The sequence below is a fragment of the Dietzia sp. IBK-p2-16D genome, assembly GCF_057773085.1.
In genome coordinates this window covers 874,963-900,124 of sequence record NZ_JBYMTL010000001.1, presented here as the reverse complement: position 1 = coordinate 900,124, position 25,162 = coordinate 874,963, and the positions used below count along the sequence as shown (strand labels likewise).

The following is a 25,162-nucleotide window of genomic DNA, read 5'->3' as shown; positions in this document are numbered from 1 at the left end:
CTCGATCCGGCGACATTACCAGCCGGCCACCCGCCTCCAGGGCCCTTCATCCGTGGACCACGACGGCGAGCGGTGTGCCGGCGGCCGTCGCGGCGAGGTGGGCGGCATCGGCCTCGGGGACCTCGACGAGCAGCGAGCGCCCGCCGGACCGGCCTTCGGGGGCGTCCCGGACCCGGGCGGCGTGGGCGACGAGCTCTGGGGCCTGACCTGGGGAGAGCTCGGTTGTCCCGATGAGGTCGACCACGTCGCCCGGCCGGAGGAGGTCGGCCACGGCGGGGTCGGCGAGCGGGATCGGGACGACCCGGACCCGGCCGCGCGAGGGGTCGCCACCGAGCTCGGCGGCGGGAGCAGCGGGGTCCACGGGCTCCGGGGAGCCGGGGCGGTCGACGAACGGTGCGGCCACCACCAGTGCGGCCGCGAGCCCGATCCGGGCGGTGCGCCGCCGTCGCCACCGTCCGGGAGGGGCCACCGAGGAGATGGTGCGGCGCATGGGTCCCCCGTCGGTCGAGGCGGCCGGTGTCCGGGCGCCGGATCAGTGGGCACCGGGCGGGCCGGCGCTTGCGATCAGACCGTAGCGGCGCGACGGGGCACCGGCCTCGCGGCCGGCCGGCGGAGCCGCCGCGCCTGTGGAGGCGGCCCGGGGGTGTGGATGACCGGGCGCGGGTCCGGGTCACCGCGGGCGTGCGCGGGGGCGGTGGTGCCGGGTCCGTGGTGCCGGAGTGCTGGTGGCGGCGGGTGGTGGCGGGTGGTGGCGCGGTGAGAACTCAGTGGGGGCGGGAGCGACCCGTCAGGACGACGACGACGACGACGAGGTCGACGATCCCGAGGAGGAGCCCGAACCGGAGGTCGCGCCCGTGCCGGAGCCCGAACCGGAGCCCGAGGACCCGGACGTCGATCCGCCGCCACCCGAGGAGCTGCTTCCCGAGGAGCTGCTGCCCGACGAACTGCTGCCCGACGAACTGCCGGCGAGCGAACCTCCGCCGGACTTGCCGCTCGATCCGCCCTCGCCGGAGGCGCGACTGTCGGTGCGGTAGAAGCCGGAGCCCTTGAACACGACGCCGACCGTGTTGAAGAGCTTGCGCAGCCCGCCGTTGCACTGCGGGCAGACGGTCAGCGAGTCCTCGTCGAAGGACTGCTGGATGTCGAAGGCGACGTCGCAGTCGCGGCACCGGTAGGAGTAGGTGGGCATCTTGCCTCCCGAGGAGTATCGGACAACGACTGGCACTCTACTCCGGCGAGTGCCAAGTTCCGAAGTCGAGAACCGCCTCCGGGGTGATCACGCCGTCGACGGGGCGGTCGTGCGGCTCGGCGGGCACATGGTCGACCAAGTTCTCGGGGTCCAGGAGCGCGAGCATCCTCGTACCCGGCCCCGCCAGCGCCAGGGACCGGTCGTAGTAGCCCCCGCCCCGGCCGAGTCGATTGCCCGTCCGGTCCACGGCGACGGCGGGAACCAGGACGAGATCGGCCCCCGAGATGAACTCCGGCCCGGCGGGCGGTGCGGACGGGACGGGAATGCCGAACCGGCCGGGGACCAGATCCGCCGGCCCGGCGTACGCCGCCCACTCCAACGGGCCGACCACGGGCGCGACGGGCAGGAACACCCGGGCACCGCACCGGATGAGTTCCTCCGCCAGATCCCGTCCGCCGGCCTCGTCGTCGTCGGGAACATACGCGCACACCACCGTCCCCGCGGCGACGATCCGGCCCAGGTGGTCGAGGATCATCCGGTCCCGCTCGGCGCGCACCGGCGCCGGCACGGCGGCGCGGCGGGCGAGCACCTCACGGCGCAGCCGCGACTTGGCCACCGCGAGGGGGACGACGCCGTCGCTGAGATCGGACCGGTCGGGCTGCATGACCCCAGTCTGCCGCGCGTGGCGTCACGCCGAGGGGGCGGGTGCGAGGTCTAAGGTGGTCGCCATGACGTCCAGTACCTCTGTCGAACCGCAGTTCCGGACCGCCGTCGTGCCGGCGGCCGGCCTGGGGACCAGGTTCCTGCCCGCCACCAAGACGGTGCCCAAGGAACTGTTGCCGGTCGTGGACACCCCGGGCATCGAACTCATCGCCGAGGAGGCCACCGAGGCCGGCGCCGGCAGGCTCGCGATCGTCACCTCCGAGCGCAAGGTCGGTGTGATGGCGCACTTCTCCGAGGACACGGTCCTCGAGGACACGCTCTCCGACCGTGGCAAGGACGTCCTGCTGCACAAGGTCCAGCGCGCGCCGGGGCTCATCGAGGTCGTCGACGTGCGTCAGGACGAGCCGCTGGGGCTCGGACACGCGGTCGCGCAGGTGGAGTCGGTCCTCGGGGACGAGGAAGAGGCCGTCGCCGTGCTGTTGCCGGACGACCTCGTCCTGCCGTTCGGGATCCTCGGCCAGATGTCCGACGTCCGGGCCGCGCGCGGGGGCAGCGTCCTGTGCGCCTTCGAGGTGGATCCGGAGAACGTCTCCTCCTACGGCGTGTTCCGCGTCGAGGACACCGACGACCCCTCGGTGAAGAAGGTGCTCGGCATGGTCGAGAAGCCCGCCGCGGAGGACGCGCCGTCGAACCTCGCCGCGGCCGGGCGGTACGTGCTCGACCGCGCCATCTTCGACGCGCTGCGGCGGATCGAGCCGGGCGCCGGCGGCGAACTGCAGCTCACCGACGCGATCGACCTGCTCATCGGCGAGGGGCACCCCGTGCACGTCGTGGTCCATGACGGCACGCGGCACGATCTCGGCAACCCGGGTGGCTACATCAAGGCCTGTGTGGACTTCGCGCTGGACAATCCGGCGTACGCGGACGACCTCCGCGAGTGGCTCTCGGACCGACTGGGTTCCTGACGGGCCCGTAGGTGAGGCGGGCCCGGTCAACGGGCCGTGACTGGTACGGGAAGGGGACACCTGGTGCGCTCCGTCGAGGAACAGCTCGCGTTGGTGACGGCGGCCGCGGTCGCGCCGCGCCCGGTCCGCGTGGCGATCTCCGAGGCGCAGGGACTGCTGTGTGCCGAGGAGGTCGTGGCCGAACGGCCGTTGCCGGCGTTCGACCAGGCGGCCATCGACGGGTACGCGGTCCGCAGTGTCGACGTGCGCGTCGGCGGTCCCGCCGCGCAGGGCGGATCCGTCACGCAGGGCGGGGACGGCCCCGCCGGGTCCGCGAGCCTGCCCGTCGTCGGTCAGATCACCGCGGGATCCCGCCAGCCGGCCCGGCTGCAGCCCGGCCAGACCGTCCGCGTGGACACCGGCGCGCCGCTGCCCACGCTCGCGGACGCGGTCCTGCCGATCGGGTGGGCCACCGCCGAGGGACGTCACATCACCCCGACCCGCGCCGTCCGCACGGGTGACTACGTCCGCCGGATCGGTGACGACGTGCAGCCCGGTGACGTGGCGGTACGCGCGGGCAGCATAATCGGGCCGGCGCAGGTCGGGCTGCTCGCCTCCGTCGGTCGGGCGAAGGTGCTCGTGCACCCCAAACCGCGGATGGCGGTCATCTCCGTGGGCGACGAGCTCGTCGACGTCGACGGCCGCCCCGGCACGGGTCAGGTCTACGACGTCAACTCGTACGCCCTCACCGCGGCCGGCCGGGACGCCGGCGCCGACGTCCACCGCGTGGGTATCGCCAGTACCGAACCTTCCCGCCTGCGCGAGGTGCTCGAGGGTCAGCTGGTCCGCAGTGAACTCGTGGTGGTCTCCGGCGCCGCCGGCGGCGAGGCCACGAACCGCATTCGTCAGGTCATGGCCGAGCTCGGGCAGATCGAGGTCAACCGGGTGGCCATGCACCCCGGGTCGGTACAGGGTTTCGGTCGGCTCGGCCGCGACGAGGTGCCGACCTTCCTGCTGCCGTCCAACCCGGTGAGCGCGCTGGTGGTCTTCGAGATCATGGTCCGGCCCCTCATCCGGATCGCGCTCGGCAAGCGGCAACCCATGCGCCGTACCGTCCGCGCGCGGACCGTCGCGCCGATCTCGTCGGTCGAGGGCCGGCGTGGCTACCTGCGTGGACAGCTGATGCGCGACACGGACACGGGCGAGTACCTGGTCCGCGCACTCGGCGGGGCCCAGGGATCCTCCACCCACCTGCTGGCCTCGCTCGCCGAGGCGAACTGCCTCGTCGTGATCGACCCCGGCATCACCGCCGTGCGTACGGGTGACGAGGTCGACGTGATGTTCCTCGCCCAGCGCGGGTGATCGGGTCGGCGACGTGAGCGGCCTGTGGAACGCCCTCGCGGCCGACACGGTCGCGCATCCCGGGTGGCCCATCGAGGCGGGACCGGTGCGCGTGCGCGCCGGTGTGGTGAGCCTGCGGCCCGTCCGGCGCCGCGACGCCCGGGACTGGGCGGCGTTGCGACTGTTCGAGCGCGACCACCTCGAGCCGTGGGAACCGACCGTCGAGGGCCGGTGGCACGAGAACAACTCCGCGCGGGCCTGGCCGCCCATCCACGCGCAGCTCAAGCGATACGCCCGCGCCGGGGCGACCCTGCCCGCGGCCATCGAACTGGACGGGCGCTTCTGCGGGCAGCTCACCGTGGGAGGGATGGTCCGCGGCGCGCTGCACTCGGGGTGGATCGGCTACTGGGTGGGGCGGCCGTTCGTCGGCGGCGGGGTGGCCACCGCGGCGCTGGCGCTGGGCGTCGACCATGCACTGGGGCCGGGAGCCCTACACCGGGTCGACGCCACCGTCCGGCCGGAGAACACCGCCAGCCGCGTCGTGCTCGGCCGGTGCGGTTTCCGCGAGGAGGGACTGCTGCGGCGCTACCTCCACGTCGACGGCGCGTGGCGCGATCATCTCCTCCTGGCACGTACCCGGGAGGAGCACGGGCGGGGCGCCGTCGCGGCCCTCGTGGCAGCGGGTCTGGCGCAACGCGCGTGAACACGCGTCTGAGTATGTCCTGAGCATCGTGACCTGCGGCGCGCCGTCACCGGACGCGGCCGACGCGCCGTTACGGTGGGGACCTCACCGCGACGTCCCGTGTCGTCGGTAGACGCTCGAGGAGGCCTGATCGATGTCGAGCTCGCTGCTGATAATCCTGCTGGTGGTGGTCTGGCTTTTCGTCCTCGCGCCGATGCTCATCCGGTCGCGCAATCCCATACGCCGCACCGGTGACGCACTGGCCGAGACCCGCACGCTCTACTCGGGCGGCTCCGGCCGTCTGGTGCCCAGTCGGGGCCGTGCCGCCACCGATCCGGTCCAGACCGAGGCCGAGGAGTCGCTCTTCGGTCTGCCGTCCGGGGCGGGCGCGACGGACGCCGAACTCCTCGACACCGAGACGTGGGAGCACCTGCTCGAGCAGACCCTGCGCCGCGAGGCCGCGGGCCGGCGTGGCGAGGCCGTCCGCCGGGCGATGGAGCAGCGGCGCGCAGCCGCGACCGGCGAGCCGTCCGCCGAGGAGATCACGTCCGAGATCCCGGCGGTCGTCGTGGTCGACGACAGGGACTCCGTCCGTGCCGTGGCGTCGATGGACGAGCGGACCGCCTCGGCGGTGGCCGCCGAGGTCGGCGACATCCGCGCCACCGTGGCCGGAGCCGACGCACGCGCCTCGGAGACCGACGACGAGACGCGGCGACCGGTGGTCGTCGACGGCGAACTCGTCGAACGCCGGGCGGGGGAGCGGGAGTCCGAACGGACCGATCACGCCGAGGACGCCGCGGGCATCGACGAGGAGGCCGTGCTCACCCACCGTGGGCGTCGGCGTCCGGCCGAGCCCGAGGTCGAACTCACCGACGCCGATCTGGACTTCGCCGAGCGGCGTCGTGGGCGCGGGGCCTACGACCCGATGGCGGACCGCGAGGCCGCGGAGCAGCGGGCACACGCGCGTCAGCGCACGGCACTCATCCTCGTGGCGCTGTCCGTCGTCACGGTGATCGCCGCGCTGCTCACCGTGCCCGCCGTGTGGTGGTTCGCCGGAGGCTCCGTACTGCTGCTGGCCGCCTACATGACGTACCTGCGTCGCCAGGTCAAGCTCGAGGAGAGCCTGCGCCGCCGCCGCGTCGAGCGGATGCGTCGTGCCCGGCTGGGCGTGGAGTCCCGCGAGGACGACGAGCTGTCCGTCGTGCCGCCCCGCCTGCGCCGCCCCGGCGCGGTCGTGCTGGAGATCGATGACGAGGACCCGGCGTTCGACATGCTCGACACCTTCGACGATCGCCTCGACTCCGACCCCGGTCACCACGATCGCCGGCGTCATCATCGCGAGCCGTTGCGGCGCGCAGTGGGGTGACAGGCGGCCCGGTTTGGTCGGGGGACCGACCATCCTGGTAAGGTATTCCACGCTGCTCGAGAGGGTGGCGCAGCCGCCCGGTAGAGTGGCAACGTCGCCCGCAGGGGCGGCGAGGGGCTATAGCGCAGTTGGTAGCGCGTCTCGTTCGCATCGAGAAGGTCAGGGGTTCGATTCCCCTTAGCTCCACCCAAGGACTTCGAGTTCAGAGGCCGTTTCCGCGCAAGCGGGGACGGCCTTTCCGCTTTGTGTTGAGCTGGCCCTGCAGTGAGACAGCGTTGTCCCCGAGGAGGCGCAGTGGCCCGTCACACCGTCACCGTCGCGGTCGTGCGGCGATTCTCCGCCGAGCCCGGGGACGTGCTCGCCCTCGCCCCCGCCACACGGTGGCGGGAGTGGGCGGGCCCGCTGCTCCACCGACTCGGTCGGCGGTACGCGGGGTACGTCGCCGTGCGTGCGCTCCCCGGGGGTGGCGGCGAACTCGAGTGGACCCGGTCCCTCCGGTCCCCCTCCCGGCCCGTCGGTGTGGTCGAGGGTTGCGTCCTGCGGGTACTGCTCACCCTGCTGGCGCGCCGACTGGTCACCGAGGCGGACCGGCGGATCCCCCTCTCGCGTCGGCCGAGCCCGTCGGCTCGGCTCCAACGCCTCGGTCTGCAACTGGTCGTCCGTCCCGCGCTCACCGTCGCGCCGTTCGACCGGAGGTGGATACGGATGATGCGCGCGGTGGCCACCGCTGCGTCCCGTGCCACGGGGTCCCGGCGGGTGGCCGGCCCGGCGTGCGGCGCGCCGGTGCCGGGACTCTGGGTCGACGGGCCCGAGGGCGCCCCGGGCCTGCTCGTCCTGCACGGCGGGGGCTACGTCGCCGGATCCCCGGACACGCACGCCGCCATGGCGGTGACCCTCGCCCGGCTATCCGGATCGACCGCCTACGTGCCCGACTACCGGCTCGCGCCCGAGCACCCGTACCCGGCCGCCCTCGACGACGCCGACGCCGCATTCCGTCACCTCGCCGAACGAGTCGGCGGTGCCGGGCGGGTCGCCGTCGCCGGGGACTCCGCGGGCGGAGCTCTCGCTCTCGGTCTGCTCGACCGCCTCCGCCGGCGCGGGGAACACCCGGCCGCTCTGGCGTTGGTCAGCCCCTGGGTCGACCTCACCGACCCCGCCGGGTCGGACCGGCGGGGTCGTGCGAGCCGGTGGATCGGGGCGATGGACCCGCTCACCCCGCCGCGGATCGCCCGCGCCTGCCGCGACGCCTACGCCGGGGACACCCCGGTCGACGACCCGGGGATCTCACCCGCTCACCGGCCGCTCGACACCACGGCACCGCCGACGGCGATCGTGTGCGGCGGTGATGACTTCGTGGTCGCGGACGTCCGTTCCTTCGTCGAGACCAGCCGCTCCCGCGGCGCGTCGATCGACCTGCGGGTCTGGCCCGGCATGGTGCATTGCTTCCCGGTCGTGGCCGGGACCAGGGAGGGGGCCTCGGCGCTCGCCGTGCTGGCCGCGCACATCCGGAGGAGCACCGTCGGTGCGGGCGGCCCGAGCGGGTAAGGCCAACCTATGGTCCGCAGGTGACGGGCGGTGGCGCGGCCGGGCCCGGGGTGCATCCAGATTTGCGCGGCAAAAGTGCTGGCCAGACGCGGGACCGGAGCAGTGGAACAGGTTATAGTTCTGGTCATGAGTCTCGCGCCCGGCACACCCGCACCCGACGTCTTCAGCCCCGGCAAGATCGGCAACGTGACGCTGCGTAACCGCATCGTCAAGGCCGCGACCTTCGAGGGGCGTTGTCCCAAGGGGCGGATCACCGACGAGCTCATCGAGTTCCACGCCGAGTACGCGCGCGGCGGCGTGGGGATGACGACCGTCGCCTATCTCGCGACCTCCCCCGAGGGCCGCACCGACAAGCACCAGTATCACTGGGGCATGGACGACGGCGGGATGCTGCGCAAGCTCACCGACGCCGTGCACGCCGAGGGCGCCGCGATCTCGGCCCAGGTCGGACACGCCGGGGCCGTGGCCAACGGTTCCTCGAACGGGCTGCCCCCGCTCGGGCCGTCCCGGATCCCGGCCCCCACCGGGCTGGCGATCACCAAGGCGTGCACCGAGGCCGACATCGACCGGATCGTGGAGGACCACGTCCGTGCCGCCCGCGGGGCCCACGAGGCCGGGTTCGACGCCATCGAGGTGCACTTCGGCCACAACTATCTCGTCAGTGAGTTCCTCAGCCCCAAACTCAACCGGCGCAAGGACTCCTACGGTGGATCGCTGGAGAACCGCGCCCGCTTCGCCCGGCGCATCGGCCGCGCCATCCGTGATGCCATGGGCGACAAGATCGCGGTGACCATCAAGCTCAACATGGACGACGGGGTGCCCGGCGGGTTCTGGATCGACGAGGCCCGCCAGGTCGCCCAGTGGCTCGAGCAGGACGGCTCCGCCGACGCGTTGGTGATGACGGTCGGCAGTTCCCTGCTCAACCCCATCTACCTGTTCAAGGGCGCCGCGCCTCTGGAGGAGTTCGCCGCCACCCAGCCCGCGGTGATCAAGATGGGCATGAAGGTCGTGGGACCCAAGACGTTCAAGGAGTACCCGTACACCGACGCGTACATGTTCGACGACGCCCGACAGATCCGCGAGGCCGTGGACCTGCCGATGATGCTGCTCGGCGGCATCGTCGACCGCCCGTCCATCGACAAGGCGATGGGTGCCGGCTTCGAGTTCGTCGCGATGGGCCGTGGTCTGCTGCGCGAGCCCGACCTGCCGAACAAGCTCAAGGAGGACGACCGGCGTCGATCCCTGTGCGTGCACTGCAACCGCTGTATGGCCACCATCTACAGCGGCAGCCGCTGCGTGCTGCGTGAGTACGTCCCGCCCATCCCCGCCCGCGGCGGCCACGACACACTGCAGCCGACCCGACTCACCCCACCCGTCTAGAGCGGACGCGCCCGGCCGTCACGCCTCACGGACCCCGGCGGGCCGCTACGGTGATCTCATCGGGTGGCCCGCCGCTTTTCGACCCGGGCCCTTTACGTGGGGGAGTAGATGTCGAGGCGACGGATCAAGGACTACCGGGGCAGGGTCTGCGTGGTGACCGGCGCAGCCAGCGGGATCGGCCGTGCGGCGGCCCTCCGGCTCGCGCGGGAGGGGGCCCGACTGGTGCTCACCGACATCAACGCCGAGGGGCTGACCGCCGCCGAGCAGGACTGCAGGGACGCCGGTGCGCCCGTGCTTCTCGCCGAGATGGTCGACCTCACCGATCACGAGGCCGTGATGGCGTTCGGGGAGCGCGTCATGGCCGGAAGCGGTGCGCCCGACGCGATCTTCCACGTGGCTGGCAACTCGGCGTGGGGCCGCCCGGATCTGCTGGAGCACCGGGTCTGGCGTTCGATGGTCGAGGTCAACCTCATGGGCACCATCCACGTCGTCGAGGCGTTCGTGCCGGCGATGATGGCCGCCCGCAGGCCCGGGGCGCTCGTCATGGTCTCGTCCGCCGCCGGTCTGCTCGGCCTGCCGTGGCACGCCGCCTACAGTGCCGCCAAGTTCGGGATCCGCGGCATCGCCGAGGTGCTGCGCTTCGACCTGGCGCCGTACGACATCGGCGTGCACCTCGTCTGCCCCGGCGGCGTCGACACCCCGCTCGTGGAGACCGTCGAGATCGCCGGCGTCGACAGGTCCGATCCGGAGGTGGCCAGGACCGTCGACCAGTTCCGGCGCCACGCGGTGACCCCTGACGAGGCCGCCGAGAAGATGCTCGCGGGAGTGCGCAAGGGGCGCTACATCGTCTACACGTCCCCGGACGTCCGCCTCGGCTTCGCGGCACAGAAGTTCGCGCCGCCGCTGTACGGACTCGCGATGAGAGCGCTCCAGCGGCGGCTCACCAAGGCCGGCCGGGGCATCCTCCCGTGAGGGGGCTGGAGACCCTCCGGGATGCCGCGATTCTCCTGGCCCGTGTCGGGCTCGGGGTGGTGTTCGCGGCCCACGGGTGGCAGAAGTTCTTCACCCTCGGCCTGAGCCGGGTGGCCGAGCAGTTCGCCGGCTACGGCATCCCCCAGCCGGCGGTCACCGCCGCGATCGTCGCCGGGGTCGAGCTGGTCGCCGGGGCGGCCCTCATCGCCGGGCTCCTCACCCCCCTGGCCGGGATTCTGCTCGGGGTGGACATGGCCGGGGCCTTCTACTTCGTCCACGCCACCAACGGACCGTTCATCACGCAGAACGGGTGGGAACTCGTGGTGGCGCTGGGGGTGGGCGCGCTGCTCGTGGCGGCGGTCGGCGCCGGCCGGTTCAGCATCGACAGGGTGCTGGGAGGCTAGCGCCGACAGGGCCTCACTCCGAGGCCATCGCGCGCATCGCCGACACGGGGAGCCCCTCCGGGTACGGGGCGTCGATCCCGGCCTCGTCGAAGGCGTTGCGGATGCGGCGCCGCAGCTCCCGCTCCGTGGCCCACTGAGCGTTGGCCTGCGTCACCGCCGTCATCCGCAGCGACCAGAAGTCCGCGTCCAGCGCGTTCACACCCTGCAGTTCGGGGCCGGAGATGAGGTTCGACGCGATCGGCTCCTCGCGAGCCGCCTGCTTGGCGGTCTCGATGGCCACGGTGCACGCCCGGTCGACGTCGGCCGTGTAGGAGACCGGGATCTCGAGGAACGCCACGCCGAAGTCCTGGCTGTAGTTGCCGACGCGTTGGATGTCGCCGTTGCGGCAATACCAGAGCGTCCCGTGCAGGTCCCGCAGGGAGGTGACCCGCAGGCCGACGTGCTCGACCGTCCCCTCGGCCTCGCCCAGGTCCACCCAGTCGCCGACACCGTACTGGTCCTCGAACAGCATGAACAGCCCGGAGAGGAAGTCCCGGACGAGTGCCTGGGCGCCGAAGCCCAGGGCGACACCGACGATCCCGGCGGAGGCGATGAAGGGCGCCACGTTGACGCCGAGGATCGCCAGTGTCTGCAGCACCACCCACACGAGTACGGCGAACGAGACGATCGACTTGAGCACCGACCCGATCGTGGCCATCCGCTGCGCGCGTCGTTCGGCCCGCTTGTGCTCGGTCCGCACGTGCTCCGCCGACCGTCGTCGATTGTTCTTCCTCAGAACCGCAGCGGTGAGACCACCACTCTCGTCGGCGGTGACCTCCTCGTGCGGACCGTCGGGGCCGGGGCCCGACGCGCTCGCCTCCGCCCGCTGGTCGGACTTCTCCTGACGGCGGCGTCGCCACGCGGACGGGGACCCGTCCGCCGACGGTGCGGTGACCTTGTCGATGCCCCGGTGGAGCACCCACCGCACCAGCAGCGCGAGCACGATGTAGAGGGCGATCATGACCGGTTTCTCGACCAACCATTGACGGGTGAGGTCGCTCATCGGGAGATCGGCAAGAAGGAGGAGTAGCTCGTTCACTGCCGCGACCGTACTGGCCGACGGCGTCCGGCGACACCGGGCCGGAGGCCCCCGAGGGTGGGGATCAGGCCCCGCACAGGCGGCGGTCAGGCCGTGTTCAGGACCCGCGAGCGGGGCGCGGACCCGGCCGCTGCCCTACCGCCAGGAGGGGAGCCAGAGCTGGAGGTTCCACTCGGCCTGGGTGATGGGCGTGCCCGCCAGGATCGGCAGCGCATAGATGAAGTTCACCGCGACCAGCGCCAGATACAGACAGACGATCGCGCGGCCGAGGAGTTGCCGCCTCGGGGAGTCGGTGGCCCGGCCGGCGACCTCGCCCAGGACCAGGGCGATCATCATGATGAAGAACGGCGCCATCACCGAGGCGTAGAAGAAGTACATCTGGCGGTCGTGCTGGAAGAACCACGGCAGGTAACCGGCCATGTAGCCCACGAGCGGGAACGCGTAGCGGCCGTCGCGGCAGATCACGGCGCGCCAGAACGCCCACGCCAGCACGGGGATGGCCAGCCACCAGATGGCCGGCGTCCCCAGCAGCATGATCGCCCGTACGCAGGAGGCCTCCCCGCAACCGGTGACGCCCTCGCCCTGCTCGACGTAGTAGAGCATCGGCCGCAGGCTCATGGGCCAGGTCCAGGGCTTGGACTCCCAGGGGTGCCGGTTCCCGGCCGAGGTGGTCAGCGTGGAGTGGAAGTCCAGTACCGACGACTGGTAGTACAGCCACGACTGCACCGCGTCGGGCATCCAATTGTCCTCGACCTCGTCGCCCACGACGTGCCGGTACACCGAGTTCTCGCCTGCGAACCAGGGCAGCCACGTGAACATGTGCAGGATCGCCGGCCAGATCACCAGGGTGAGGAAGGCCGGCACCGCATCGCGGACCAGCGCTCCCGCGAGGGGCCGCCGGATGGCGTAGCGGCTGCGCAGCGCCCAGTCCCAGGCCACGGTCATGAGCCCGAAGAACGCGATGAAGTAGAGGCCGGACCATTTGACCCCGAGCGCGAGTCCCAGCATGACGCCGGCGGTGAACCGCCACCAGCGGAACCCGAGGCGCGGCCCCAGGTCGGACAGGTGGAGCCGGCCCTCGAGCGCGGCGCGGTGCATCCGGGCGCGCATCTGGTCGCGGTCCACCAGCAGGGCGCCGGCGGCCGCGACGACGAACAGCACCTGGTAGATGTCCAGCATCCCGATGCGCGAGGTCACGAACGTGACGCCGTCGAGGCACATCAGTAGCCCGGCGACCAGCCCGAGCTGAGTGGACCTGGTCAGTCGCCGGGTGATGCGCATGACCATGAGCACCACGGCCACCCCGGCCAGGGCCGCGGTGAACCGCCAGCCCAGGGGCGAATAGTCGAAGAGCATGCCGCCGATGGACTGGATCTGTTTGGCGACGGGCGGGTGCACGACCAGGCCGTAGGCGGGGTTCTCCTCGATGCCGAGCTGGGAGACGTTGTACGACTGCGGCGCGTAGTGCTTCTCGTCGAAGACCGGGGTGCCCTTGTCGGTGGCCGAGGTCAGGCCCCAGAAGCGCGAGAGGAACGCCAGGACCAGGATGACGCCGGTGACGATCCGGTCGCGGGTCGTGTCGACCGGACCGGTGTCGGGGGCGGGCAGCGGGCGTCCTGGTGAGCGCACGCCGATGGTCGAGGTCACAGGCCGAGCATAGTGGGGGCCCTGCGCGGGGCGGGGAGGTGCCCGGCCACCGATAGGGTGGTCGGCATGACGTCCGGACGTGTCGTGTTGGCGGCCACCCCCATCGGGAACCCGGCCGATGCCTCGGACCGGCTGCGGCAGGTCCTGGCGTCCGCCGACATCGTGGCCGCGGAGGACACCCGCCGGCTGCGTTCCCTGTCGACGGCCCTCGGGGTGACCATCGCGGGGCGCGTGATGAGCTTCTTCGAGCACAACGAGGCGGGCCGCGTGCCCCAGTTGGTCGAGCGGGTCCGCGCCGGGGACGTGGTGGCGGTGGTGACCGACGCCGGGATGCCGGCCGTGTCGGACCCCGGATACTCACTGGTCGTGGCGTGTATCGAGGCCGGGCTCCCGGTGACGTGTCTGCCGGGGCCGTCTGCGGTCACCACGGCGCTGGTGCTCAGCGGGCTGCCGGTCGACCGCTTCTGCTTCGACGGCTTCCCGCCGCGACGGCCGGGGCGTCGCCGCACGTGGCTGGCCCGGTTGGCGACCGAGGAGCGCACGTGCGTGTTCTTCGAGTCCCCGCACAGGCTGGCCGACACGCTCGCCGAGGCCGCGCAGGTCCTGGGTGCGGATCGCCGGGCCGCGGTGTGCCGGGAGCTGACCAAGACCTACGAGGAGGTTCTCCGCGGCACCCTGGGAGAGCTGGCCGAGCGGACCGCAGGCGGCGTACTGGGGGAGATCGTCGTGGTCGTCGAGGGTGTCGACGGTGCCGGGTCGACCGCCACGCTCGAGGACCTGGTGGAGATCGTCGAGGAGCGTGTCGAGGCGGGGGAGCGGCTCAAGGACGCCTGCGCGGCCGTGGCCGAGGGGTCGGCGGTGACCAAGCGGGACCTGTACCAGGCCGTGCTCGACTCGCGTAGCTGACCGGCCGCTACCAGGGCGCCGGGCCGCCGCCCCAGGTGAACGCCGCCTTGTGCACGCACTCGTCCCATTCGGCGTCCGGGTCGGAGTCGATCGTGATGCCGCCGCCCACGCCGAACTCGCACCGCCCGTCGGGGGCGATCTCCAGGGTGCGGATGGCCACCGACAGGTCCAGTTCCCCGGGCCCCGCGATCCCGATCGCGCCGCAGTGCAGGCCCCGCGCCCGCGGTTCCCACCCGGAGATGAGCTCGCGCGCCCGCAGCTTGGGGGTGCCGGTGACGGACGCGGGCGGGAAGGTGGTGTCCACGAGTTCGGTGTGCGGGACGCCGGTCCGTGCGGCGACGGTGGAGACCAGGTGCCACACCCCGGGTGCAGCGTGGACGGTGAGCAGTTCGGGGACCGTGACCGAGCCCAGGTCGGCGGTCCGCCCGAGGTCGTGTCGGACGAGGTCGACGATCATGATGTTCTCTGCCACGTCCTTCGCCGACGCGCGCAGCTCGGCCGGGTCGGCGGTCAGCGGCAGGGTCCCCTTGATGGGCGAGGAGCGGACGTCGCGGCCGCGCCGGGACAGGTATGTCTCCGGGGAGAGTGACACGATCGCGCCCCACGGCCCGGAGAGGAACGCCGCACGCCCGGCCTTCGTCCGCCGCCACAGCGCGCTGAACAGCGCGATCGGCTCGCCGTGCAGTCGGCCGTCCAGGCGCGTGGACAGGCAGGCCTGGTAGATCTCGCCGGCCCGGATCGCCTCGAGGCAGGACGTGACGGCCGCGCGGTGGGCGTCCCGGTCGGGGGCCGCCCAGTCGAGGGTGGGGACCTCGTCGTCGTCGTCGTGGACGGCGCTGTGGTCGGCGCTGTGGTCGTCGCCGCCGTCCGGCCGGACGGCGAGGTCGTCGGGGGAGGGGACCGTGCCCCGTGCGGTCCAGCGGCCGTCGTGGCCCAGGACGAGGAGCCCGTCGGCGCGCCCGGACACGGCCTCGGGTAGCAGTCGGGTGGCGTCGGGCGGGACGTCGGGGTAGGAGCGGAACCCCAGCGTGACGTGCGGATCGGTGCCGTCGGGGTCGACGACGACGAGGGGATCACCGGCGAACACGTGAGCAGGATCGACGGGTGCCAGATCGACCGACGGGGCGATCACCGCGGCGGCGCCGAGCCAGTCCCCGAGCAGGGCCGCCGGGGGCGGGAGGCCCTCACGCTCGGCGCGGCGCGCGCAGGCGTTCAGGACCGCGATCGGATCCGGCGGCAGTCCCGCCCACGTGTGCACCCCTATAACGTGGCAGATCCCGGTCGACCGAGCCCATCCGGGTGCCGTGTGAAGACGTATTTAACGCGCTCAGGTACCGATAACGTGCTACTGCTGTCTAGGTGACCACAAACGCCGAACACCCCGTCCCGTCGTCGTCACCAGGCAGCGGCTCCGACGACCCGGGCGCGGCGCCGAAGCTCAGCCTCGGGGTCTTCGTCCCCGCGCTCGTGCTGGTCGTCGCCGTCCTCCTGTGGGGTCTGGGGTTCACCGACTCTTTCCAGTCCGTGTCGACGGCCGCCTTCGACTGGACCGCCCAGAGCGTGGGCTGGCTGTTCGTTCTGGCGGCGACGGTGTTCGTCGCGTTCATCCTGTGGTTGGCGTTCAGCAAGTTCGGCAACGTCAGGCTCGGGCCCGACGACGAGGGGCCGCGCTACCGCACCACCAGCTGGATCTCGATGATGTTCGCGGCGGGGATGGGCATCGGACTGATGTTCTACGGCGTCTCCGAGCCCCTCTCGCACTACATCGACACCCCGCCGGGCGCCCGCCCCGGGGTCACCACGGCCATGGCGACCACCACATTCCACTGGACCGCACACGCGTGGGCGGTCTACGCGGTGGTGGGACTCGCGCTGGCGCTGACGGCCTACCGGTACGGGGGGCGTCACCTCATCTCGGCCGCATTCGTCCCGCTCATCGGGGAGCGGCGCGCGCGGGGCTGGATGGGCAAGGTCCTCGACGTCCTGGCGATCTTCGCGACCGTGTTCGGCACCGCCGCCTCGCTGGGGATCGGCGCACTGCAGATCCGCGCCGGGCTGGCGGAGACCGGCACCGTCTCGGCCGAGAGCGCCGCGGTGGCCGTGGGGATCATCATCGTCCTCGGCCTGTGCTTCGTCATCTCCGCGGTCTCCGGCATCGACCGCGGGATCCAGCTGCTGTCCAACATCAACATGGCCATCGCGGTGGCGCTGGCACTGTTCGTGCTGGTCGCATCCGGCGCGGCCGTGTTCATCCTCGACCTCATCCCCACATCGCTCGGTGGCTACATCGGCACCTTCTTCGACATGGCGTCGCGGTCCGGGGCGAGCGTCGACGGCACCGCCGGCGAGTGGCTCTCCGGATGGACGGTCTTCTACTGGGCGTGGTGGATCTCCTGGTCGCCCTTCGTCGGCATGTTCCTGGCCCGGATCTCTCGTGGTCGGACCATCCGCGAGTTCGTGGTGGGCGTGCTCATCGTGCCCAGCGCACTGAGCATCCTGTGGTTCTCGATCTTCGGCGGGGCCGCCCTTGACCTCGAGCTCCGCGGGAGGAGCATCTACGGCGACGGTGACTCCACTCTCCAGCTGTTCGCCCTGTTCGGCGAACTGCCGTTCACCACCGTCCTGTCGTGGGTGGCGGTGGTGCTCATCGCGATCTTCTTCATCACGGGGGCGGACTCGGCCTCGATCGTCATGGCCGGGATGTCCCAGGAGGGCGCGGAGAAGCCCGCGCACTGGATCGTCGTCCTGTGGGGCGTCCTCACGGGGGCCGTGGCCGTCCTCATGCTGCTGCCCGGCCTGCGCGCGGGCGAGCCGGACAGTGCGCTGAACAGTCTTCAGAACCTCACCATCATCGCGGCGTCGCCGTTCGTGCTGGTGCTGGGCGCGCTGTGCGTCGCCATCGTCAAGGCCCTGTCCCGCGACCCGTTCATCACCGAGAAGGTCTACCAGCTGCCCAAGTCCGAGCGTGCGCGCCGGCGGGGGCGTGTCGCCGCGGGTACGGCCGGGGGGAGCACCACCTCCGGGGACGGGTCGACCACCGCCTAGTCTGTAGCCATGGCGAAGACAGTCCTCACCGCGGTCGCATGGCCGTACGCGAACGGCCCCCGGCACATCGGACACGTCTCGGGATTCGGGGTGCCGTCGGACGTCTTCTCGCGCTACCAGCGGATGGCCGGCAGCGACGTGCTCATGGTCTCGGGCACCGACGAGCACGGCACGCCCCTGCTCGTGCAGGCCGAGAAGGAGGGCGTGCCCGTCCAGGAGCTCGCCGATCGCTACAACCGCGTCATCGTCGACGACCTCGCCGGCCTCGGGCTGAGCTACGACCTGTTCACCCGCACCACCACGCGCAACCACTACGCGGTGGTGCAGGAGCTGTTCCGGGGCCTGCACGCCAACGGCTACATGGTCGCCAAGACCACCACCGGCGCGGTGAGCCCGTCCACCGGTCGGACCCTGCCGGACCGCTACATCGAGGGCACGTGTCCCATCTGCGGTGACGACGGCGCCCGCGGCGACCAGTGCGACAACTGCGGCAACCAGCTCGACCCGGCGGACCTGAAGAACCCGGTCTCCAAGATCAACGGGGAGACGCCGAAGTTCATCGAGACCGAGCACTGGTTCCTCGACCTGCCCGCGCTCGCGGACTCGCTGGGGGACTGGCTCAAGGGCCGGAAGGACTGGCGACCCAACGTCCTCAAGTTCTCGCTCAACCTGCTCGAGGACCTGCGTCCCCGCGCCATGAGTCGCGACATCGACTGGGGGATCCCCATCCCGGTGGAGGGCTGGTCCGGCCGCGGCGACAAGAAGCTCTACGTGTGGTTCGACGCCGTGGTGGGCTACCTGTCCGCGTCCATCGAGTGGGCGTGGCGCTCCGGCGAGCCCGAGGCGTGGCGGCGCTGGTGGACCGATCCCGAGGCCGTGTCCCACTACTTCATGGGCAAGGACAACATCACCTTCCACTCGCAGATCTGGCCGGCCGAGCTCATCGGTTACGACGGCCGGGGCGCCCACGGTGGGGAGCCCGGGGCGCTGGGTGCACTGAACCTGCCCACCGAGGTGGTCTCGTCTGAGTTCCTCACCATGTCCGGGTCCAAGTTCTCGTCCTCGCGCGGCGTCGTCATCTACGTCCGGGACTTCCTGGCCGAGTTCGGTCCCGACGCGCTGCGCTACTTCATCTCGGTCGCGGGGCCGGAGAACCACGACACCGATTTCACCTGGGACGAGTACGTGCGCCGCACCAACTCCGAGCTGGTCGGCGGGTGGGGAAACCTCGTCAACCGCACCGTGTCGATGGCGCACAAGAACTTCGGCGAGATCCCGCGGCCCGGCACCCTGTCCGACATCGACGCCGAGCTGCTGCGCGAGGCCGAGTCGGCCTTCGCCACCGTCGGTGCGCACCTGGAGCGTTCCCGGTTCAAGGCGGGCGCCACGGAGGCCATGCGCATCGTCGGCGCCGCCAACCGCTACATCGCCGCCACCGAGCCGTGGAAACTGGCCAAGGAGCCCGACCAGCGCGAGCGCCTGGGCACCGTCCTGCACACCGCGCTGCAGGTCGTCTCCGACGCCAACACGCTGCTCACCCCGTACCTGCCGTCGGCCGCGCAGAAGATCCACGGCGCGATCGGCGGGCAGGGTGTGTGGGCCGCCGCCCCGCAGGTGCACGAGGTCGCCGACGACATGCCGGTCGAGCTCGTCGGAGTCGGGCTGCCCGACGCCGGCCGCAGTTACCCGGTGATCATGGGCGACTACGCCGCCGAGCAGGCCCGGTGGGCGCGCACCGAGATCACCCCGGGTACCCCGCTGGACAAGCCCAGCCCGCTGTTCGCCAAGGTCGATCCCGAACTGGCGGAGACCGGCCCCAGCTGGGCGCCGATCCAGCACGCGTCGGACCGAGGGGAGGACTGAGGCGACCGTATGGGTAAGCGCAAGTCCCGCCCCACGCCCGTCCTGCCCGAGCCGCTGCCCGGGCTTGTGGATGCCCACACGCACCTCTACTCCTGCGGGCACCGCACCGCCGACGAGGTGCGCTCGGCCGCCGACCGCGCCGCACTCGCCGGGGTGGCGGCGATGGTCACGGTGGGCGACGACCTGGCCGAGTCCGAGGCGGTCGTGGCGGCCGCCGAGGCCGACGAGCGTGTCTACGCCGCCGTGGCCGTGCACCCCACCCGCGCCCGCGAGGTCACCGACCCCGAGCGTGGCGAGCAGGTGCGGGCGCGCCTGCGCGAGCTCGCCGCCCACCCCCGGGTCGTCGCGGTGGGGGAGACCGGCCTGGACCACTACTGGGTCGGCACGATGGACGGGTGCGCCGACCCGGCCGAGCAGGAGGAGTCCCTGCGCTGGCACGCCGGGCTCGCCGCCGATCTGGGCAAGTGCCTGATGATCCACAACCGTGACGCCGACGGCGATCTCTTGCGGGTGCTCGACGAGGTCGCCGGCCCCGGGTCGGGCATCCCCCACGTGATGCTGCACTGCTTCTCCTCGCCGCTGGACGTGGCGCGCGAAGCACTGGACCGCGGTTACGTGCTGTCCTTCACCGGCAACGTCACCTTCAAGGCCAACGACCACCTGCGCGAGGCCGCCCGACTGGCCCCGGCCGGGCAGTTGCTCGTGGAGACCGACGCCCCGTACATGGCACCCGAGCCGTTCCGGGGTGCTCGCAACGAGCCCGGCCTGGTCGGGTACACCGCCCGGGCGATCGCGGAGGTCCGGGGGCAGACCCCGGAGGACTTCGTGGCGGAGGTCGCCGACACCGCCCGCGCCGTCTTCGGCCTGACCGTCTGACGGGCGGGTCCGCCCGCGCAGACAGCGCGTGTGGCGCGTGGTACTCGTGAGGGCCGAGTGGCGAGTGTAACGAATCGTGATCTGAAACCCTCGTCGTCGTCGACTCATTTCCGCATGTCACGAGGGTCACGTTGCTCCGACGCCGCGCGCTCGTTACGCTATCGTGATGAAACGCGAACAGCCGTACGGCAGTTCGCGGAGCTACCCGAGGAGAGAACCGACCAGTGGTTGACGACGCACGGACCGACACCCCCACGGGCGCCCGACCCACCGCGACCCGGGGCATGCTCGCCCCCGTCAAGCGACTCCACGAGTCCCGCTCCACCATGCTGCGGCTCTCCGTGGCCGGGATGCTCACCACGCTCGTCGTGGGTGGGGTCGCGGCGCTGGACCAGCGCACGCAGTACACCCTCGAGGTCGACGGCGAACAGCTCGAACTGGTGACCTTCAGCTCCGACGTCCGCGCCGCGCTGGCCGACGCCGGCTACAGCGTCGACGAGCGGGACGTGGTGATCGCCCCCGGTGACCGGATCGGCGACGGCGACACCGTCACCCTCCTGCGCGCCCGGCCCGTCACCGTCGAGGTCGACGGCCGCAGCGAGCAGGTGTGGACCACCGCCACCACCGTCGCCGACCTGGTGGCCGAGCGGGACGACGTCCCGCCCCGCAGCTACGTCACCCCGCGCATCGACTCCGAGGTCCCGCTCGACGGCACCACCGTCTCCGTGGTGACCCCGCGCGAGCTCCTGCTGTCCGACCACGGTGGCCCCGCCACCCCGATGGCCTCGCCCGGCGAGACGGTCGGGCGGTTCCTCGAGCGCGCCGGCATCACGCTCGGCCCGCTGGACACCGTCAGCCCCGCCGTCGACGCGCCCGCCGAGCCCGGCACCCCTGTGACCGTCACCCGCGTCACGGTCGCCGACGAGACCGCGGTCGAGCAGTTCGAGGCCCCCGAGCAGACCACCGAGGATCCCGAGGCGACCGAGGGCGAACGCACCGTCGTCGAGCCCGGTGTCCCGGGGGAGCGCGAGGTCGTCCACACCATCACCCGCGTCAACGGTGTCGAGACCGAGCGCGCCCGCGGCGCGGAGAAGGTCCTCACCGAGGCCCGCCCCGCCGTCGTGCGCGTGGGCACCAAGCCCAAGCCCTCCGCGCCGGCCGTGTCGAACGGCGGCGTGTGGGACTCGATCGCCCAGTGCGAGTCGGGCGGAAACTGGAGCATCAACACCGGCAACGGCTACTCCGGCGGGCTGCAGTTCGCCGCCGGCACCTGGACCGGCCACGGCGGCGGCCAGTACGCGCCCAGCGCGCACCTCGCCACGCGCGAGCAGCAGATCGCGATCGCCGAGAAGGTCCGGGCCTCGCAGGGCTGGGGCGCCTGGCCCGCCTGCACCTCCAAGCTGGGCCTGCGCTGACCGGCCCGGACGCGACCTTCCGCGGGCAGGCCGACCCACTCGGCCCGCAGGAGGTGCGCGCGCTCGCCGAGGAACTGGGCATCAAACCCACCAAGACCCTCGGGCAGAACTTCGTCCACGACGCCAACACGGTCCGCAAGATCGTCACGGTCTCCGGCGTGGGCCGCGATGACACGGTGATCGAGGTTGGCCCCGGCCTGGGGTCCCTGACGCTGCCGCTGCTCGACGCCGCCGGCCACGTGGTGGCCGTGGAGATCGACCCCGTGCTGGCCGAGCGCCTGCCCCGGACCGTCGCCGAGCGGGCTCCCGGGCTCGTCGACGCCCTGACGGTGGTGGGCGCCGACGCGTTGGCCGTCTCCGGCGCCGACCTCGTGGGACCGGGGGTCCCGTCGCCGACCGCGCTGGTGGCCAACCTGCCCTACAACGTCTCGGTGCCCGTGCTGCTGCACATGCTCGCCGAGGTGCCGACCCTGCGGACCGCGCTGGTGATGGTGCAGCTCGAGGTGGCAGACCGCCTGGCCGCCGCCCCCGGTTCCCGCGTCTACGGCGTCCCGAGCGTCAAGGCCGGGTTCTTCGGCACCGTCCGCCGCACCGGCACCGTCGGCCGCAACGTCTTCTGGCCCGTGCCCAACGTCGAGTCGGGCCTGGTGCGGATCGACGCCCACCCCGAGGCCCCGTGGGACCTGGGCGAGGCGCACCGACGTCGTGTGTTCTCCGTGGTCGACGCCGCGTTCGCCCAGCGTCGCAAGACCCTGCGCGCCGCCCTGTCCGGGTGGGCGGGCTCCGGCGCGAACGCCGAGCTCGCGCTCACCGAGGCCGGCGTCGACCCGAAGGCCCGCGGCGAGCAGCTCACCACCGCCGACTTCGTCCGCATCGCGGAGGCGGCGGCGCGGCTCGGGATCGGTCCGGCACACCGCGAGCCGTAGGCTGGTGGTCATGCCCCGCGACGCCTCCACCCCCGCCGGCGTGCGCGCCGTGACCGCCGTCGCCCCCGCCAAGATCAACCTCCACCTCGGCGTGGGCGACGTGCGCGGCGACGGTTACCACGACCTGCTCACCGTGTACCGGGCCGTGGACCTGTGGGAGCGGGTCACCGTGTCGCTGGACGACGACGCCGACGACGACGAGGTCGTCGTCACCGGGCCCGGGGCCCCGCAGGTGCCGACCGATCGGACCAATCTGGCCGCCCGGGCCGTCGACCTGCTCCGCGAGGAGGCGGGATCGGACTCCCGGGTCGCCATCCGGATCCACAAGGGCGTCCCCGTGGCCGGCGGGATGGCCGGCGGCAGCGCGGACGCCGCCGCTGCCCTGGTGGCCACGGATCGGCTGCTCGGTCTGGGACTCGGCCGGGCGGCGTTGGAGGAGCGGGCCGCGAGGCTGGGCAGCGACGTGCCCTTCTGCATCCGCGGCGGCACGGCGTTGGGTACCGGGCGCGGCGAGAAGCTCGCCACGCTGCTGCACGCCCGCGCCGAGCAGCACATCGTGGTGGCCTTGGCCGACGGGGGACTGTCCACCCCGACGGTGTTCGCCGAGCTCGACCGGCTGCGCGCCGAGCGCGACCGGCTGCGCGCCGAGCGCGACGGGCTGCGCGCCGAGCGCGACCCTGCTGATCCCGGGCGCGGCCTGCCGCGCGCGGGCGGGGTCGACCCTCTGGTCGTGGCCCTCGCGGGCGACGACCCCGCCGCCGTGGCCGGGCTGCTCGCCAACGACATGGAGGCTGCAGCCCTCTCACTCATGCCCTCCCTCCGCCGGGCCCTGCGCGTCGGCAGGGAGGCCGGGGCACTCCACGGCATGGTCTCCGGCTCCGGCCCCACCTGCCTGTTCTTCTGCACCGACCGTGACCACGCGATCGCCGTCGCCGCCGAGATCAGCGAGCACGGCGTCGCCCGCGAGGTCCGCGTGACCCGCGGCCCGGTCGGCGGTGCACACATCGTCGACGACCCCACAGGAAAGTAGAGATGGCCCCCACCAACCTCATCAACCTCGAGCAGTGCTCGGTCTCCTTCGGGATCCGGCAGGTACTCGACAACGTCTCACTGGGCGTCAACGCCGGCGACCGCATCGGCGTCGTCGGCCTCAACGGGGGCGGCAAGACCACTCTGTTGGAGATCCTCACGGGCGTGGCCGAACCGGACTCCGGGCGTGTCTCGCAGGTCAGCGGCCTGCGGATCGCCGTGGTCACGCAGCGGACCGAACTCGCCGCCGACACCGTGGGCCAGGCCGTGGTCGGCAGGCTCGGCCTGGCCGTCCACGAGTGGGCCGGCGACGCCCGTGTCCGCGCGGTGCTCGACGGCATCGGCATCCACGACCTGGGACTGGACACGCCCGTCGAGGACCTGTCCGGGGGCGAGCGGCGGCGGGTGTCGCTCGCCGCGGCTCTCGTGCAGGACCTGGACCTGCTCGTGCTGGACGAGCCGACCAACCATCTCGACGTCGAGGGGGTCCAGTGGTTGGCGGACCACCTCGTCGCGCGATCGAGTGCCCTCGTCGTCGTCACACACGACCGGTGGTTCCTCGACACCATCGCCACCCACACCTGGGAGGTGGTCGACGGCCACGTCGAGCAGTACGAGGGCGGCTACAACGACTGGGTATTCGCGCGCGCCGAGCGCGACCGCCAGGCCGCGGCCACCGAGTCGCGTCGTCAGAACCTCATGCGCAAGGAGCTCGCGTGGCTGCGCCGCGGCGCCCCGGCGCGCACCTCCAAGCCGCGGTACCGCATCGAGGCCGCCGAGGCGCTCATCAAGGACGTGCCGCCGCCCCGCGACTCGCTACAGCTGTCGAGCTTCGCCGCACGGCGCCTGGGGAAAGTTGTCATCGAGCTCGAGGACGTGCGCCTCGACGCCCCCGACGGCCGCACCCTCGTCGAGGACCTCACCTGGCGACTGGCGCCCGGCGAGCGCGTCGGTCTGGTCGGCGTCAACGGCTCCGGCAAGACCACGCTCCTGCGCGCCCTCGCCGGCGAGGCCCCGCTCGCCGCGGGCAGACGCAAGGAGGGCAAGACCATCCGGATCGGGTGGCTGCGCCAGGAACTCGACGACCTGCCGCTGGACCAGCGGGTGCTCGAGGCGATCGAGGACGTCGCAGCCCGGGTGGCGTTCGGCAAGGACGAGCTCACCGCCTCCCAGCTGGCCGAGCGGCTCGGCTTCTCGCCGGCCCGGCAGCGCACGCCCGTCGGCGACCTGTCCGGTGGTGAGCGGCGGCGGCTGCAGCTCACGCGCGTCCTCATGGCCGAGCCCAACGTCCTGCTGCTCGACGAGCCCACCAACGACCTCGACATCGACACGCTGCGCCAACTCGAGGACCTGCTCGACGGCTGGCCCGGCACGATGGTCGTCATCTCCCACGACCGCTATCTGGTCGAGCGCATCTGTGACTCGGTGTGGGCGCTGTTCGGCGACGGCCGACTCACCAACCTCCCGCGCGGCATCGACGAATACCTCGAGCGCCGTCGCGTCGCCGGGGCCGCGGGCGACTCGGGCAAAGTCTCGCGCTCCGCTCCGGGCGCCGGGTCTGCTTTGGCTGGCGGCTCGACGGATGGCGGTTCTGCGGCTGGCGCGGCGGGTGGTAGTGCCACGGCTCCCGCGCTCTCCGCCGCCGAAGAGCGGGCACTGACCAAGGAGATGTCGAAGATCGAGCGGCAGATGGGCAAACTCGACAAGCGCGAAGCCGAACTCCACAAGGCCATGGCCGACGTCTCGGAAGGGGCGATGGACACCGAGAAGCTGGCCGCCCTGGACCGCGAGCTCAAGGACGTGTCGGCAGAAAAGGACACTCTCGAGGAACGCTGGATGGAACTGGGCGAGCAGATCGAGGGCTGAGCCACCCGGCCAGCCATCCCCGAGC

General features: G+C 72.2%; 22 protein-coding genes and 1 tRNA gene. 17 read left to right on the top strand and 6 right to left on the bottom strand.

The features are described from left to right. Positions 1 to 46: 46 nt before the first annotated feature. From AC3DE3_RS04155 to AC3DE3_RS04145, 3 genes are all read right to left on the bottom strand, one after another. Positions 47 to 490 (bottom strand): hypothetical protein, encoded by a 444-nt coding sequence (locus tag AC3DE3_RS04155; protein WP_260488329.1) that lies wholly within the window; start codon positions 488 to 490, stop codon positions 47 to 49. Positions 491 to 787: 297 nt separating this feature from the next. After that, positions 788 to 1,189 (bottom strand): FmdB family zinc ribbon protein, encoded by a 402-nt coding sequence (locus tag AC3DE3_RS04150; RefSeq protein ID WP_488369061.1) that lies wholly within the window; start codon positions 1,187 to 1,189, stop codon positions 788 to 790. Between the two features lie 37 nt (positions 1,190 to 1,226). Next, a complete protein-coding gene (locus tag AC3DE3_RS04145; protein ID WP_488369060.1) occupies positions 1,227 to 1,853 on the bottom strand; it encodes a 5-formyltetrahydrofolate cyclo-ligase in 627 nt (208 codons plus the stop codon). A gap of 64 nt (positions 1,854 to 1,917) precedes the next feature. Between AC3DE3_RS04145 and AC3DE3_RS04140 the strand changes: the two genes are divergently transcribed. From AC3DE3_RS04140 to AC3DE3_RS04100, 9 genes are all read left to right on the top strand, one after another. Further along, positions 1,918 to 2,817, top strand: coding sequence for a UTP--glucose-1-phosphate uridylyltransferase (locus tag AC3DE3_RS04140; protein ID WP_488369059.1), 900 nt, complete (start codon positions 1,918 to 1,920; stop codon positions 2,815 to 2,817). Positions 2,818 to 2,880: 63 nt separating this feature from the next. Next, positions 2,881 to 4,158, top strand: coding sequence for a molybdotransferase-like divisome protein Glp (gene glp, locus AC3DE3_RS04135; protein WP_260488321.1), 1,278 nt, complete (start codon positions 2,881 to 2,883; stop codon positions 4,156 to 4,158). A 22-nt stretch (positions 4,159 to 4,180) separates the two neighbouring features. Continuing rightward, the gene (locus AC3DE3_RS04130) at positions 4,181 to 4,840 is read left to right on the top strand and encodes a GNAT family N-acetyltransferase (protein ID WP_260489162.1); all 660 of its coding nucleotides are present in this window, start codon (positions 4,181 to 4,183) and stop codon (positions 4,838 to 4,840) included. Between the two features lie 133 nt (positions 4,841 to 4,973). Next, a complete protein-coding gene (gene sepX / locus AC3DE3_RS04125) occupies positions 4,974 to 6,185 on the top strand; it encodes a divisome protein SepX/GlpR (protein WP_488369058.1) in 1,212 nt (403 codons plus the stop codon). A gap of 113 nt (positions 6,186 to 6,298) precedes the next feature. Next, positions 6,299 to 6,371: transfer RNA gene (locus AC3DE3_RS04120), tRNA-Ala, on the top strand. 108 nt (positions 6,372 to 6,479) lie between these two features. Next, on the top strand, positions 6,480 to 7,730 hold the full coding sequence (locus tag AC3DE3_RS04115) for an alpha/beta hydrolase fold domain-containing protein (protein ID WP_488369057.1): 1,251 nt from the start codon (positions 6,480 to 6,482) through the stop codon (positions 7,728 to 7,730). A gap of 126 nt (positions 7,731 to 7,856) precedes the next feature. Continuing rightward, the gene (locus AC3DE3_RS04110) at positions 7,857 to 9,110 is read left to right on the top strand and encodes an NADH:flavin oxidoreductase (RefSeq protein WP_488369056.1); all 1,254 of its coding nucleotides are present in this window, start codon (positions 7,857 to 7,859) and stop codon (positions 9,108 to 9,110) included. Between the two features lie 108 nt (positions 9,111 to 9,218). Further along, positions 9,219 to 10,082 (top strand): SDR family oxidoreductase, encoded by an 864-nt coding sequence (locus tag AC3DE3_RS04105; RefSeq protein ID WP_260488313.1) that lies wholly within the window; start codon positions 9,219 to 9,221, stop codon positions 10,080 to 10,082. A 5-nt stretch (positions 10,083 to 10,087) separates the two neighbouring features. Continuing rightward, a complete protein-coding gene (locus AC3DE3_RS04100) occupies positions 10,088 to 10,486 on the top strand; it encodes a DoxX family protein (protein ID WP_260489161.1) in 399 nt (132 codons plus the stop codon). 13 nt (positions 10,487 to 10,499) lie between these two features. Here AC3DE3_RS04100 and AC3DE3_RS04095 read toward each other — a convergent pair whose 3' ends face one another. Together AC3DE3_RS04095 and AC3DE3_RS04090 are read right to left on the bottom strand one after the other, a co-directional pair. Continuing rightward, entirely contained in the window at positions 10,500 to 11,528 is a 1,029-nt protein-coding gene (locus tag AC3DE3_RS04095; protein ID WP_260489160.1) for a mechanosensitive ion channel family protein, read from the bottom strand. Positions 11,529 to 11,699: 171 nt separating this feature from the next. After that, positions 11,700 to 13,211 carry a dolichyl-phosphate-mannose--protein mannosyltransferase gene (locus AC3DE3_RS04090; protein WP_260488311.1) on the bottom strand — a complete coding sequence of 504 codons (1,512 nt, stop codon included), beginning with the start codon at positions 13,209 to 13,211 and terminating at the stop codon, positions 11,700 to 11,702. A 66-nt stretch (positions 13,212 to 13,277) separates the two neighbouring features. Between AC3DE3_RS04090 and rsmI the strand changes: the two genes are divergently transcribed. Then, the gene (gene rsmI / locus AC3DE3_RS04085) at positions 13,278 to 14,117 is read left to right on the top strand and encodes a 16S rRNA (cytidine(1402)-2'-O)-methyltransferase (RefSeq protein ID WP_488369054.1); all 840 of its coding nucleotides are present in this window, start codon (positions 13,278 to 13,280) and stop codon (positions 14,115 to 14,117) included. A gap of 7 nt (positions 14,118 to 14,124) precedes the next feature. Here rsmI and AC3DE3_RS04080 read toward each other — a convergent pair whose 3' ends face one another. Continuing rightward, the gene (locus tag AC3DE3_RS04080) at positions 14,125 to 15,375 is read right to left on the bottom strand and encodes an aminodeoxychorismate synthase component I (protein WP_488369052.1); all 1,251 of its coding nucleotides are present in this window, start codon (positions 15,373 to 15,375) and stop codon (positions 14,125 to 14,127) included. A 101-nt stretch (positions 15,376 to 15,476) separates the two neighbouring features. Between AC3DE3_RS04080 and AC3DE3_RS04075 the strand changes: the two genes are divergently transcribed. From AC3DE3_RS04075 to AC3DE3_RS04045, 7 genes are all read left to right on the top strand, one after another. Beyond that, positions 15,477 to 17,162 carry a BCCT family transporter gene (locus AC3DE3_RS04075; RefSeq protein WP_260488306.1) on the top strand — a complete coding sequence of 562 codons (1,686 nt, stop codon included), beginning with the start codon at positions 15,477 to 15,479 and terminating at the stop codon, positions 17,160 to 17,162. A 9-nt stretch (positions 17,163 to 17,171) separates the two neighbouring features. Beyond that, complete coding sequence (gene metG / locus AC3DE3_RS04070) at positions 17,172 to 19,025, top strand: methionine--tRNA ligase (protein ID WP_488369051.1); 1,854 nt, start codon at positions 17,172 to 17,174, stop codon at positions 19,023 to 19,025. A 9-nt stretch (positions 19,026 to 19,034) separates the two neighbouring features. Next, the gene (locus AC3DE3_RS04065; RefSeq protein ID WP_488369050.1) at positions 19,035 to 19,901 is read left to right on the top strand and encodes a TatD family hydrolase; all 867 of its coding nucleotides are present in this window, start codon (positions 19,035 to 19,037) and stop codon (positions 19,899 to 19,901) included. A 224-nt stretch (positions 19,902 to 20,125) separates the two neighbouring features. Continuing rightward, complete coding sequence (locus tag AC3DE3_RS04060) at positions 20,126 to 21,316, top strand: resuscitation-promoting factor (RefSeq protein WP_488369049.1); 1,191 nt, start codon at positions 20,126 to 20,128, stop codon at positions 21,314 to 21,316. Then, positions 21,313 to 22,242 (top strand): 16S rRNA (adenine(1518)-N(6)/adenine(1519)-N(6))-dimethyltransferase RsmA, encoded by a 930-nt coding sequence (gene rsmA / locus AC3DE3_RS04055; RefSeq protein ID WP_488369111.1) that lies wholly within the window; start codon positions 21,313 to 21,315, stop codon positions 22,240 to 22,242. Before AC3DE3_RS04060 ends, rsmA begins: the two co-directional genes overlap by 4 nt. A 10-nt stretch (positions 22,243 to 22,252) precedes the next feature. Continuing rightward, complete coding sequence (locus tag AC3DE3_RS04050) at positions 22,253 to 23,272, top strand: 4-(cytidine 5'-diphospho)-2-C-methyl-D-erythritol kinase (RefSeq protein WP_488369048.1); 1,020 nt, start codon at positions 22,253 to 22,255, stop codon at positions 23,270 to 23,272. 2 nt (positions 23,273 to 23,274) lie between these two features. Beyond that, on the top strand, positions 23,275 to 25,137 hold the full coding sequence (locus AC3DE3_RS04045; protein ID WP_488369047.1) for an ABC-F family ATP-binding cassette domain-containing protein: 1,863 nt from the start codon (positions 23,275 to 23,277) through the stop codon (positions 25,135 to 25,137). Positions 25,138 to 25,162 lie beyond the last annotated feature (25 nt).

Bases quoted from the DNA above. Each gene is read 5' to 3' on its own strand.
- AC3DE3_RS04150 (WP_488369061.1), bottom strand. From the start codon at position 1,189: ATGCCCACCTACTCCTACCGGTGCCGCGACTGCGACGTCGCCTTCGAC.
- rsmI (WP_488369054.1), top strand. From the start codon at position 13,278: ATGACGTCCGGACGTGTCGTGTTGGCGGCCACCCCCATCGGGAACCCG.
- AC3DE3_RS04050 (WP_488369048.1), top strand. From the start codon at position 22,253: ATGCCCCGCGACGCCTCCACCCCCGCCGGCGTGCGCGCCGTGACCGCC.
- sepX (WP_488369058.1), top strand. From the start codon at position 4,974: ATGTCGAGCTCGCTGCTGATAATCCTGCTGGTGGTGGTCTGGCTTTTC.
- AC3DE3_RS04105 (WP_260488313.1), top strand. From the start codon at position 9,219: ATGTCGAGGCGACGGATCAAGGACTACCGGGGCAGGGTCTGCGTGGTG.
- AC3DE3_RS04045 (WP_488369047.1), top strand. From the start codon at position 23,275: ATGGCCCCCACCAACCTCATCAACCTCGAGCAGTGCTCGGTCTCCTTC.
- AC3DE3_RS04155 (WP_260488329.1), bottom strand. From the start codon at position 490: ATGCGCCGCACCATCTCCTCGGTGGCCCCTCCCGGACGGTGGCGACGG.
- metG (WP_488369051.1), top strand. From the start codon at position 17,172: ATGGCGAAGACAGTCCTCACCGCGGTCGCATGGCCGTACGCGAACGGC.
- AC3DE3_RS04140 (WP_488369059.1), top strand. From the start codon at position 1,918: ATGACGTCCAGTACCTCTGTCGAACCGCAGTTCCGGACCGCCGTCGTG.
- AC3DE3_RS04145 (WP_488369060.1), bottom strand. From the start codon at position 1,853: ATGCAGCCCGACCGGTCCGATCTCAGCGACGGCGTCGTCCCCCTCGCG.
- AC3DE3_RS04110 (WP_488369056.1), top strand. From the start codon at position 7,857: ATGAGTCTCGCGCCCGGCACACCCGCACCCGACGTCTTCAGCCCCGGC.
- AC3DE3_RS04095 (WP_260489160.1), bottom strand. From the start codon at position 11,528: ATGAGCGACCTCACCCGTCAATGGTTGGTCGAGAAACCGGTCATGATC.
- AC3DE3_RS04065 (WP_488369050.1), top strand. From the start codon at position 19,035: ATGGGTAAGCGCAAGTCCCGCCCCACGCCCGTCCTGCCCGAGCCGCTG.